At 65.6% G+C, this 11,561-nt stretch carries 11 protein-coding genes and 1 riboswitch; of the genes, 5 read left to right on the forward strand and 6 right to left on the reverse strand.

The window, feature by feature from the left end; translation table 11 throughout:
• Nucleotides 1-2: 2 nt before the first annotated feature.
• The 6 genes from thiD to thiC are packed head-to-tail and all read right to left on the reverse strand — an operon-like array spanning nucleotide 3 to nucleotide 5,122.
• Entirely contained in the window at nucleotides 3-758 is a 756-nt protein-coding gene (thiD, locus tag NDO48_RS01795; protein WP_018429763.1) for a bifunctional hydroxymethylpyrimidine kinase/phosphomethylpyrimidine kinase, read from the reverse strand.
• Nucleotides 749-1,354: a thiamine phosphate synthase gene (locus NDO48_RS01800; RefSeq protein WP_018429762.1), complete on the reverse strand. Its 606-nt coding sequence runs from the start codon at nucleotides 1,352-1,354 to the stop codon at nucleotides 749-751. Before NDO48_RS01800 ends, thiD begins: the two co-directional genes overlap by 10 nt.
• Nucleotides 1,351-2,124: a thiazole synthase gene (locus NDO48_RS01805; protein ID WP_267320759.1), complete on the reverse strand. Its 774-nt coding sequence runs from the start codon at nucleotides 2,122-2,124 to the stop codon at nucleotides 1,351-1,353. The genes NDO48_RS01800 and NDO48_RS01805 overlap by 4 nt, the downstream gene beginning before the upstream one ends.
• Nucleotides 2,125-2,128: 4 nt before the next feature.
• Nucleotides 2,129-2,326: a sulfur carrier protein ThiS gene (gene thiS, locus NDO48_RS01810; RefSeq protein ID WP_018429760.1), complete on the reverse strand. Its 198-nt coding sequence runs from the start codon at nucleotides 2,324-2,326 to the stop codon at nucleotides 2,129-2,131.
• On the reverse strand, nucleotides 2,304-3,299 hold the full coding sequence (gene thiO, locus NDO48_RS01815) for a glycine oxidase ThiO (protein WP_018429759.1): 996 nt from the start codon (nucleotides 3,297-3,299) through the stop codon (nucleotides 2,304-2,306). Before thiO ends, thiS begins: the two co-directional genes overlap by 23 nt.
• Nucleotides 3,296-5,122 (reverse strand): phosphomethylpyrimidine synthase ThiC, encoded by a 1,827-nt coding sequence (gene thiC / locus NDO48_RS01820; protein ID WP_267320760.1) that lies wholly within the window; start codon nucleotides 5,120-5,122, stop codon nucleotides 3,296-3,298. Before thiC ends, thiO begins: the two co-directional genes overlap by 4 nt.
• A gap of 107 nt (nucleotides 5,123-5,229) precedes the next feature.
• Nucleotides 5,230-5,346, reverse strand: a riboswitch (TPP riboswitch).
• Between the two features lie 188 nt (nucleotides 5,347-5,534).
• On the opposite strand from thiC, the gene NDO48_RS01825 reads away from it, so the two are divergent.
• The 5 genes from NDO48_RS01825 to NDO48_RS01845 all read left to right on the forward strand — a co-directional run bounded on the left by NDO48_RS01825 (nucleotide 5,535) and on the right by NDO48_RS01845 (nucleotide 11,551).
• A complete protein-coding gene (locus NDO48_RS01825) occupies nucleotides 5,535-6,770 on the forward strand; it encodes a 3-methyl-2-oxobutanoate dehydrogenase (2-methylpropanoyl-transferring) subunit alpha (RefSeq protein ID WP_018429756.1) in 1,236 nt (411 codons plus the stop codon).
• Nucleotides 6,771-6,773: 3 nt separating this feature from the next.
• Nucleotides 6,774-7,787: an alpha-ketoacid dehydrogenase subunit beta gene (locus NDO48_RS01830; protein ID WP_018429755.1), complete on the forward strand. Its 1,014-nt coding sequence runs from the start codon at nucleotides 6,774-6,776 to the stop codon at nucleotides 7,785-7,787.
• Between the two features lie 2 nt (nucleotides 7,788-7,789).
• Entirely contained in the window at nucleotides 7,790-9,094 is a 1,305-nt protein-coding gene (locus NDO48_RS01835) for a dihydrolipoamide acetyltransferase family protein (protein ID WP_267320761.1), read from the forward strand.
• Nucleotides 9,095-9,098: 4 nt separating this feature from the next.
• Entirely contained in the window at nucleotides 9,099-10,496 is a 1,398-nt protein-coding gene (gene lpdA, locus NDO48_RS01840; protein ID WP_267320762.1) for a dihydrolipoyl dehydrogenase, read from the forward strand.
• 305 nt (nucleotides 10,497-10,801) lie between these two features.
• Nucleotides 10,802-11,551 carry a F0F1 ATP synthase subunit A gene (locus NDO48_RS01845; RefSeq protein WP_018429752.1) on the forward strand — a complete coding sequence of 250 codons (750 nt, stop codon included), beginning with the start codon at nucleotides 10,802-10,804 and terminating at the stop codon, nucleotides 11,549-11,551.
• Nucleotides 11,552-11,561 lie beyond the last annotated feature (10 nt).

The following is an 11,561-nucleotide window of genomic DNA, read 5'->3' on the forward strand; positions in this document are numbered from 1 at the left end:
TCTCAGTCGGCGAGCCGTGCCGCCATCGTCGTGAAAACATGGCGCTTGGCCCTGGCGATGCTGTGCTCAAGCGTCTCGCCAAGCGCCAGATGAGCTGCGATGGCGCTGGCCAACATGCAGCCGGTACCGCGCATCGTGCCGGCAAGGCGAGGGGCGTCGAACGCGTGTTCTGTGCCGTCGGCCGTGACCAGCAGGTCGGTCGAACGGTCGCCCTCGGCGTGGCCGCCCTTGGCCAGCACGGCCTGCACGCCTGTGGCCAGCAGCATCTCGGCCTGCCGGACTGTTTCCCGATCGGACACCGCGACCGGCCGCCCTGTAAGAAGGGCAAGTTCCGGCAGGTTCGGCGTCACCAACCGGCAAAGTGGCAGCAGCTTGCGCTTGAGCGCGTGGACCGCACTATCGGCCAGCAACGCCCGGCCGGACGTCGAGGCGAGCACGGGGTCGAGCACCACGGACACCGGCAGACTGCTCGCAAGCACCGAGGCGACGGTATCGATTGTCGCCGCCGTTCCCAGCATGCCGATCTTGACCGCTGCCACAGGGTTGGCGGCAAACGCCGTCCGCATCTGCTCGGCAACCAGTTCGGGCGGCATCTGCTCGATCCGCTCGACCGCCTGATGCGTCTGCACCGTCACCGCGGTGACGGCGATGCTGCTGCGTAGCCCGAACGACGACACGGTCTCGACGTCGCGGACGATGCCGGCGCCGCCGCTCGAATCCGAGCCGGCGACGATGAGCACATACGGGGTCATCGCCATTGAGCCGTCGCTGCCAGCCACTCGCGCGTGCGCGCTTCGGGATCGGCGTTGAGCGTGATGTCGGTGACGACGGCAGCGCTATCCGCACCTTGCGCAAAGACGCCGGCGATGCGCTCGACATTGAGCCCGCCAATGGCGACCAGCGGCGTCGCGCCGACAAGCTGTTTCCAGATGGCGATGCGGTCGAGCCCTTGCGGCGCCCACTTCATCGCCTTGAGGATGGTCGGATAGACGGGCCCGAGCGCGACATAATCGGGCTCGGCGGCGAGGGCGGTGTCGAGCTCGGCAACGTCATGGGTGCTGAGACCTAGCCTCATGCCGGCGCGGCGGATCGCTGCCACATCGGCTTCGACCAGATCCTCCTGGCCGAGATGGACGAAGTCGCACCCCTCGTCGATGGCGAGGCGCCAGTAGTCGTTGACGATAAGCCGGCAGCCGTGGCGTTCGCAGATGGCCTTCGCGGAGCGGATTTCGCGGCGCAGGGTGGCGTCGTTCATATCCTTGATGCGCAGCTGCACCAGCTTCACGCCGAGCGGCACGAGGCGTTCGATCCACGCTGCTGAATCGACGATGAGGTAGAATGGGTCGAGCTTCATGAAAATGCTGCCATGCCGATAAGGGGGGTGGAGGGGACGGCCATGTCGCGCGGTTCGAGCGGGCCGGCGCGGAATGCCTGCCGCCCCGCATCGACCGCCTTGCCGAAAGCAGCGCCCATGGCGACGGGATCGCCTGCCTTGGCAACGGCGGTGTTGAGCAGCACGGCGTCGTAGCCGAACTCCATGACTGTTGCCGCATGCGACGGGCGGCCGATGCCGGCGTCGACGATCAGTGGCACATCAGGGAAATGGCCGCGCAGGCTGCGCAGGGCATCGAGGTTCTGCGGGCCCCTCGCAGATCCGATCGGTGCACACCATGGCATCAGCACCTTGCAGCCGGCATCGAGCAGCCGTCCGGCGACGACCAGATCGTCGGTCGTATAGGGAAAAACCTCGAAGCCTTCGGCCGACAGTATCTTGGCCGCCTCGACCAGGCCGAACACGTCGGGCTGCAGCGTGTCGTGGTTGCCGATGACTTCAAGCTTGATCCAGTTCGTGCCAAAGACCTCGCGCGCCATACGCGCCGTCGTCACCGCCTCCTTGACCGAATGGCAGCCGGCGGTGTTGGGCAACACCCGCATGTCGAGCGACTGGATGAGCGACCAGAATTTTCCGCCCGTCTTGCCGCCCGAGGTCTCCCGGCGCAGCGAGACGGTGACGATGTCGGCGCCCGACGCCTTGATCGCCTCGGCCATGATGGCGGGCGAGGGGTAGAGCGCGGTGCCCAGCAGCAAGCGGGACGCGACCTTTTGACCGTAGAGTTCGAGCATGGCCTCACCCTCCCTTCATCGGCGCGAGGATTTCGATGCGGTCGCCTTCTGCCAAGGTGCAGCCGTCGCGTTCCCTTGCCGGCACGATTTCGCCGTTCAGCGCAGTGGCGAGCCAGCTGCCTTCGTAGTCGAGCTCGGCAAGAAGCGCCGCCAGCGTGCCGGCCGCGACCTCCTGGCTTTCACCGTTGACGGTGAGCTTCATGGGCGCGCTCCTTCTTCGTCTTCTGGCCCAGGATCATGTCGGCGGCCTGTTGCGCCATGGCTGGCGCGAGCAGGAAGCCGTGGCGGTAGAGGCCGTTGATGCGGACCGTGTTTCCCGATCGCTCGACGCGCGGCAGGTTGTCGGCAAAGGCGGGCCGCACGCCGACCCCCGTTTCGACCAGCTCGGCTTCGCCGAAGGCCGGATGCAGCGCATAGGCAGCGTTGAGCAGTTCCATCACTGAGCGCGCTGACATCGGCCCCGCCGCATCGCTCTCGATCATCGTCGCGCCGACCATGAACAGGTTGTCGGAGCGCGGCACGACATAGACGGGAAAACGCGGATGCAGCAGCCGCACCGGCCGCGCCAGCGAGACCTCAGACATTCTGAGGATCAGCATCTCGCCGCGCACGCCGCGCAGGTCTGGCCTGATATCGGCCATGCCGGTGCAGTCGGCTTCGATATCAGGCACGCTGGGCGCCTGCACGGCGCCGTAGCCGAACTCGAAGCGTACGCCCATCTGCACCAGCTTTTCGTGCAGCCCGAGCAACGCCTTGCGCGGATCAAGATGCGCCTCCCCGGCGAAGAGCAGGGCACGCCCGAAACGGCCTTCAAGGTCTGGCTCGAGTGCGGCAATCGCCTCGGCGTCCACCTCGCGGTAGCCTGACGTGCGACGCGCGAAGCGCTGGAGCTCGCCCGTGTCGCGGGCCGGCGCCACGACCAGCGTGCCGTTGCGCATGATCTGGCCGGGCAGGGCAGTCGACCACCAGTCTCCGGCGCACCGTCCGAGCGACAGCACCGTCTGTTCGGCGCTCTCGCGCTCGCACCATGGCGCCAGCATGCCGCCGGCCTGCCAGGAGGCATTGCCGGCGATTTGCCTTCTGATGTCGACCACAGTCACCTCAGCGCCGCGCGCCGCCAACTCGTGTGCGAGCGTCAATCCGGCGACGCCCGCACCGCGGATCAGCACTTTCATGGCTGGCTCGCTGTCTCCGCCGGCTCGGCGTTGTCGACCGGCATGTAGAGGTCGCCGCCGTCGCGGTATTTCGCCGCCATCGCCGCCAGTCCTTCCTTCTGCGCCTCGGCGCGGATGTCGTGGGAGATCCGCATCGAGCAGAATTTCGGGCCGCACATCGAGCAGAAATGCGCCACCTTGTGCGCTTCCTTAGGCAAGGTCTGGTCGTGGTAGGAGCGCGCCGTCTCCGGGTCGAGCGAGAGGTTGAACTGGTCCTCCCAGCGGAACTCGAAGCGCGCCCGCGACAGGGCATCGTCCCTGACCTTGGCCGCCGGATGGCCCTTGGCGAGGTCGGCCGCATGGGCCGCGATCTTGTAGGTGATGACGCCAACCTTGACGTCGTCGCGGTCGGGCAAACCAAGGTGCTCCTTGGGCGTGACGTAGCAGAGCATCGCCGTGCCGAACCAGCCGATCATCGCCGCACCAATGCCCGATGTGATGTGGTCGTAGCCGGGTGCGATGTCGGTGGTCAGCGGCCCGAGCGTGTAGAAAGGCGCTTCGCCGCACACCGCCAACTGCTTGTCCATGTTCTCCTTGATCTTGTGCATCGGCACGTGGCCAGGGCCCTCGATCATCACCTGGCAGTCCTTGGCCCAGGCGATCTTGGTGAGCTCGCCCAGCGTCTCCAGTTCGGCGAACTGGGCGGCGTCATTGGCGTCCGCGATCGAGCCGGGGCGCAGGCCGTCACCGAGCGAGAAGGCGACGTCATAGGTCCGGCAGATGTCGCAGATTTCCTCGAAATGCTCGTAGAGGAAGCTCTCCTTGTGATGATGCAGGCACCACTTCGCCATGATCGAGCCGCCGCGCGAGACGATGCCGGTGACGCGGTCGACGGTCAGGTGGATGTAGGCGAGCCGCACGCCGGCATGGATGGTGAAGTAGTCGACGCCCTGTTCTGCCTGCTCGATGAGCGTGTCGCGGAACACCTCCCAGGTCAGGTTTTCGGCAATGCCGCCGACTTTTTCGAGCGCCTGGTAGAGTGGCACCGTGCCGATTGGCACCGGCGAATTGCGGATGATCCAGTCGCGGATGTTGTGGATATTGCGCCCCGTCGACAGGTCCATCACCGTGTCGCCGCCCCAGCGTGTCGCCCACACCATCTTCTCGACCTCCTCTGCCATCGACGAGGTGACGGCGGAATTGCCGATGTTGGCGTTGATCTTCACCAGGAAATTGCGACCGATGATCATCGGCTCGCTCTCGGGGTGGTTGATGTTGGAGGGGATGATGGCGCGGCCGCGGGCGACCTCGTCGCGAACGAATTCGGGCGTGACGAAATCGGGAATGGCTGCACCGAAGCTCTCGCCGTCACGCTGGAGTTTCGCCTTGATCTGCTCGCGGCCGAGGTTTTCGCGGATGGCGACGAACTCCATCTCGGGTGTGACGATGCCGGCGCGGGCATAAGCGAGCTGGGTGACGGCACGGCCGCCGGTGGCTCGCAGCGGCGCGTTGCGGACGGGGAATTCCGGCGTCAGTCGGTCGGCCGAGACAAAGCCGTTGTCCTCGTCCTTGACCTTGCGGCCATCGTAACGCTCGACGTCTCCACGGGAGACGATCCAGTCCTCGCGCAGGCGGGGCAGGCCGCGCTCGATGTCGGTCTTCACCGACGCATCGGTGTAGGGCCCGGATGAATCATAGACGGTGACAGGAGGCTCGCCGGCGCTCGGATGCACCGAAATCTCGCGCATCGGCACGCGGATGCCGGGGTGGATCAGGCCTTGCTTGTGGACTTTCCGCGAGGCGGGAAGTTCGCCTGTCGTGACTGTCGGGGTGTGGGCATTCATGAGTGAGTCTCCGTTACGATGGAGACCCAGTTCGTGCGAGGAGGAGGAGTTGAGGTTTGCCTGGGGGACTTCGGGCGTATGCCCGAATGCCAAACCGGATTGACCGGCCGCTGCGCCTCGCACCGTCCCTACGCCAGTGTGAACTGGATCAGGTTCAACGGGTCACTGCGCTGCGCGAGCCAGCAGTATCTCAGCCCCTTGTCGGGACCCCCCTGGTGAACCCTAAGCATGGGCGCGGAATGGGCGTGCTGTCAACGGCCTTTCGCAGACGGCGAGAGAATGCCAAAGTCCCGACGTCGGGACCCCATTGCAGTTCCCGTCGCGATCGGATAATAGGTCAGCGTTACTGACATAAATTGTCTGCCGCGCAGGGAGGACCGTTTGGCCTGCGCGCGAGACAGGAGGAGCATCCGTGACGGACAATCCCGCGCCGCTCAAGTTCCATGTGCCCGAGCCCGAAGTGCGCCCGGGCGGCACGCCCGACTTCTCCAACGTGCCGATCCCCAAGGCCGGTTCGGTCGACAGGCCGCCTGTCGACGTCGATCCCCGGACGATCCGCGACCTCGCCTATTCGATCATTCGCGTGCTCAACCGCGAGGGCGATGCCGTTGGCCCCTGGGCCGGCACGCTGACCGACGAGGAGCAACTCGAGGGCCTGCGCCACATGATGACGCTGCGCACCTTCGACGCGCGCATGCAGATGGCCCAGCGCCAGGGCAAGACCTCGTTCTACATGCAGCATATGGGCGAGGAGGCGGTCAGCTGCGCCTTCCGCAAGGCGCTCATCCAGGGCGACATGAATTTCCCGACCTATCGCCAGGCCGGCCTGCTGATCGCGGGTGGCTATCCGATGGTCGAGATGATGAACCAGATCTATTCCAACGAGAAAGATCCGCTGAAGGGCCGCCAGTTGCCGATCATGTATTCGGCAAAGGATCACGGCTTCTTCTCGATCTCGGGCAATTTGACGACCCAATACATCCAGGCCGTCGGCTGGGCGATGGCGTCCGCCATCAAGGGCGACACCAAGATCGCGGTCGGCTGGGTCGGCGACGGTGCCACCGCCGAGAGCGATTTCCATGCCGCCCTCGTCTTCGCCTCGACCTACCGGGCGCCCGTGGTGCTCAACGTCGTCAACAACCAGTGGGCGATCTCAACATTCCAGGGCATCGCCCGCGGCGGCTCCGGCACCTTCGCCGCCCGCGGCCTCGGCTTCGGCATTCCGGCGCTGCGCGTCGACGGCAACGACTATCTCGCCGTTCATGCGGTGGCGAAATGGGCGACCGAGCGTGCCCGCAGCAATCTCGGGCCGACGCTGGTCGAATACGTCACCTACCGTGTCGGCGCGCATTCGACATCGGACGATCCGTCCGCCTATCGGCCGAAGACCGAGTCGGACGCATGGCCGCTGGGCGACCCGGTGATCAGGCTCAAGAACCATCTCATTCGCCGCGGCCTGTGGTCGGACGAGCGCCACAAGCAGACCGAGGCGGAAATCCTCGAGGCGGTGATTTCGGCGCAGAAGGAAGCCGAGAGCCACGGCACGCTGCATGCCGGCGGCAAGCCGTCGACGCGCGACATGTTCGAGGGCGTCTATGCCGAGATGCCGCCGCATCTCCGTCGCCAGCGCCAGAAGGCGGGAGTGTAGCCCATGCCGCGCATGACAATGATCGAGGCTATCCGCAGCGCCATGGATGTCGCCATGGGCCGTGACGACAACGTCGTGGTGTTCGGTGAGGACGTCGGCTATTTCGGCGGCGTCTTCCGCTGCACCCAGGGGCTCCAGCAGAAATACGGCCGCTCGCGCTGCTTCGACGCGCCGATCAGCGAGCTGGGCATCGTCGGTGCCGCCATAGGCATGGCCGCCTACGGCCTCAGGCCCTGCATCGAAGTGCAGTTCGCCGACTATGTCTATCCAGCATATGACCAGATCGTTTCGGAAGCGGCACGGTTGCGTTATCGCTCGAACGGCGAGTTCACCTGTCCGATCGTCATCCGCATGCCCACGGGCGGCGGCATCTTCGGCGGCCAGACCCACAGCCAGAGCCCCGAGGCCCTGTTTACCCATGTTTCCGGTCTCAAGGTGGTGGTTCCGTCCAATCCGATCGATGCCAAGGGCCTGCTGATCGCCTCGATCGAAGACCCGGATCCGGTGATCTTTCTGGAGCCGAAACGATTGTACAACGGCCCCTTCGACGGCCATCACGACAGGCCCGTGACGGCCTGGTCGAAGCATGAGCTGGGCGAGGTGCCGGAGGGGCATTTCACCGTGCCGCTCGGCAAGGCGGAAATCCGCCGGCCGGGTTCGGCGGTCACCGTTCTCGCCTATGGCACCATGGTCTATGTCGCCCAGGCCGCAGCCGAGGAGACCGGCATCGACGCCGAGGTCATCGACCTCAGGACGCTGTTGCCGCTCGATCTTGAAACCATCGTCGCCTCGGTCAAGAAGACCCGCCGCTGCGTGGTGGTGCATGAAGCGACGCTGACCTCCGGCTTCGGCGCCGAGCTCGCAGCCCTTGTGCAGGAGCACTGCTTCTACCACCTCGAAGCGCCCGTTGCCCGCGTCACCGGCTGGGACACGCCCTATCCGCATGCGCAGGAGTGGGACTACTTCCCGGGCCCGAAACGCGTCGGCGAAGCCCTGATCGAAACGATGGAGGCCTGAGCATGGGCGAACATGTCATCAAGCTTCCCGACGTCGGCGAAGGCGTGGCCGAGGCCGAGCTGGTCGAATGGCACGTCAAGATCGGCGACCTCGTGCGCGAGGACGCGGTGCTGGCAGCCGTCATGACCGACAAGGCGACGGTCGAGATTCCGTCCCCCGTCGACGGCGAAATCCTCTGGCTCGGAGCCGAGATCGGCGACACGGTTCCGGTCGGTTCGCCCATCGTCAGGATCAAGGTCGCGGGCGATGCGCCAGTCGCGGCCGAGCCGGCAGCCGCGGAGGCGAAGCCGGAAGCAAAGGCAGCGGAGCCTGCCAAGGTAGCTCCTGCGCCGGCTAAGAAAGATGAGCCAGGTTCGGCGGCGGCGAAGCCCGCGGTCAATTCCGCAGCGCTCAAACCTGTACCGCGCGCCACGACCGTTGGCCTGCCGCGCCCCGAAGGCGAGCGTCCGCTGGCGTCGCCAGCCGTCAGGATGCGCGCCAAGGAAGCCGGTATCGACCTGCGCCAGGTGCCAGGCACCGGGCCTGCCGGCCGCATCACGCATGAGGACCTCGACGGCTTTGCCGCGCGCGGTGCGGCGGTTCCTGTCGCCGGCTTTCAGGAAAAGACCGGGGTCGAGGAGATCAAGGTCATCGGTCTGCGTCGGCGTATCGCCGAGAAGATGGCGCTGGCCAAGTCGCGCATCCCGCACATCACCTATGTCGAGGAGGTCGACGTCACCTCGCTGGAGGAGCTGCGCGCCAAGCTCAACGCCTCGAAGAAGCCGGACAGGCCGAAGCTGACATTGCTGCCTTTCCTCATGCGGGCGCTGGTGAAGGCGGTCGGCGAGCAGCCGCAGCTCAACGCGATCTATGACGACGATGCTGGCGTCATCCAGCGCCATGCCGGTGTCCATATCGGCATGGCGGCGCAGACGCCGGGCGGCCTGATGGTGCCTGTCGTCAGGCATGCAGAGGCGCGCGACCTGTGGGACTGCGCCTCGGAGGTCAACCGCCTGGCCGACGCGGCCAAGGCAGGCACGGCAACGCGCGAGGAGCTGACCGGCTCGACCATCACCATCACCTCGCTCGGGGCGATGGGCGGTGTGGCCACCACGCCCGTCATCAATTACCCGGAAGTGGCGATCGTCGGCGTCAACAAGATCATGATCCGGCCGATGTGGGACGGTACCCAGTTCGTGCCGCGCAAGATGATGAACCTGTCGTCCAGCTTCGACCATCGCGTCATCGACGGCTGGGATGCGGCTGTTTTCGTCCAGCGTCTCAAGGCGCTGCTCGAGGCGCCGGCAATGATCTTCGTGGAGGGCTGAGGCTGTGAAGGAAATCTCCTGCAAGCTTCTCGTCATCGGCGCCGGCCCTGGCGGCTACATCTGCGCCATCCGCGCCGGCCAGCTCGGCATCGACACGGTCATCGTCGAGGCGGTGAAGGCCGGCGGCACCTGCCTCAATGTCGGCTGCATCCCGTCCAAGGCGATGATCCACGCGGCGGACGAATATCTGATGGCGAGCGAGATGGCGGCGGGCAAGAGCCCGTTCGGCATCACAGTCGCCACGCCGGCCATCGACCTCGCCAAGACTGTCGCCTGGAAGGACCGCATCGTCGGTCGGCTCAACACCGGCGTTGCCGGCCTGCTCAAGAAGGCACACGTCAAGGCGGTGATCGGCTGGGCGCGGTTCCGCGACGGCAAGACCGTCGAGGTCGAAACCGAGACCGGCCTGCAGGTGATCCGCGCCGAGACCATCGTCATCGCCACCGGTTCCGCGCCGGTCGAGCTACCGTTCCTGCCCTTCGGCGGACCGGTGATCTCGTCGACCGAGGCGCTGTCGCTTAAGCAGGTGCCGCAGACCCTCGCCGTCGTCGGCGGAGGCTATATCGGGCTTGAACTCGGCACCGCCTTTGCCAAGTTCGGATCGAAGGTGACCGTGGTCGAGGCGCTGCCGCGCATCCTGCCGCAATACGATGCCGAGTTGACGCGGCCCGTCGCCAAGCGGCTCGAGGCGCTGGGCGTCAAGGTGCTGACTGGCGCCAAGGCCAAGGGGCTCTCCTCCAAGGGCGACGCATTGCTGGTCGAAGCCGCCGATGGCAGCGAGCAGAAGATTTCGGCCGACAAGGTGCTGGTCACCGTCGGCCGCAAGCCGGTCACCGAGGGCTGGGGGCTGGAAGAGATCGACCTCGACCGCGATGGCCGTTTCATCCGCATCGACGAGCAGTGCCGCACCTCGATGCGCGGCATCTACGCCATCGGCGACGTCACCGGCGAGCCGATGCTGGCGCACCGGGCGATGGCGCAGGGCGAAATGGTTGCCGAGATCGTCGCCGGCCACAAGCGCAGCTGGGACAAGCGTTCGATCCCCGCCGTCTGCTTCACCGACCCGGAAGTCGTGACCACGGGCCTGTCGCCCGATGAAGCCAGGGCTCTGGGCATCGAGATCAAGACGGCGCAGTTCCCGTTCTCGGCCAATGGCCGGGCGATGACCTTGTCCAGCGAGGATGGTTTCGTCCGCATCGTCGCCCGCGCGGACAACCATCTGGTGCTTGGCATCCAGGCGGTCGGCGCGGGTACGGCCGAGCTGTCGTCAGCCTTCAGCCTGGCGCTGGAAATGGGCGCTCGGCTGGAGGATATCGCCGGCACAATCCACGCCCATCCGACCCAGGGCGAGGCGTTCCTCGAAGCCGCACTGCGCACGCTCGGTCACGCGTTGCACATCTGAATCATGTGATTCATGGGCGCGGCCTTCGGGCCGCGTCACCTTATCGTCTTGCCCGCGCCGCAGGCTTGGGCTAGGAAGCCCGCGCACTGGACGACCAGTGCCTAGAACGTTCGGGGACGGCCCCATCCAAGAGATGGCGCCGATCAATTGTTTTCCCGACCCCAATCCATCCGGATCAATCGCAAGACCGCTGCGTGCCCAGGCACCGCAGGCCGTCGCCATGTGTCCTTGTCTGCTGCCATCGGACTTGGGCTGCCGGCCGCACGCGTCTTCGCACAAGCAATCGCACCATCAGGAGAGGCGCCGTGGCAGGACCGTTAGAACAATTTGAAATCAAGCCGATCGTCACGCTGTTTGAGCTGGGCGGCCAGCAGATCGCCTTCACCAACTCCTCGGCCTACATGGTGGGCGCCGCTGTCCTCGGCGGGTTGCTGATGCTGGTTTCGTCGAGCCGACGTGCGCTTGTGCCGACGCGGCTGCAGTCGATTACCGAACTGGTCTACGAGTTCGTCGCCAAGACCCTGCGCGACAATGCCGGCGAGGGCGGGATGAAGTTCTTCCCGCTGGTGTTCTCGCTGTTCACCTTCATCCTGATCGCCAACCTGATCGGCATGTTCCCCTATGCCTTCACGGTGACCAGCCACATCATCGTCACCTTCGGCTTTGCCATGCTGGTGTTCGGCACGGTCACGCTCTACGGCATCTGGAAGAACGGCTTCGGCTTCTTTCGCCTGTTCCTGCCGTCGGGTGTGCCGTTGATCCTGGCGCCCATCATCGTGCCGATCGAGATCGTGTCCTACATCTCGAGGCCGATCAGCCACTCGGTGCGTCTGTTCGCGGTCATGCTGGCCGGCCACATCACGCTCAAGGTGTTTGCCGGCTTTGTCGTCAGCATGTCTGATCTCGGAACGCTCGGCATCGTGGGGGCGGTGCTGCCACTGCTGATGACGGTGGCGCTGACGGCGCTTGAACTGCTGATGGCAATGATACAGGCCTATATCTTCACGATGCTGACCTGCATGTATCTCAACGACGCCCTGCATCCCGGGCACTGAGAAACAGGGG

Source organism: Aminobacter sp. MET-1 (assembly GCF_026521175.1).
In the GTDB taxonomy this organism is placed as follows: Bacteria; Pseudomonadota; Alphaproteobacteria; order Rhizobiales; family Rhizobiaceae; genus Aminobacter.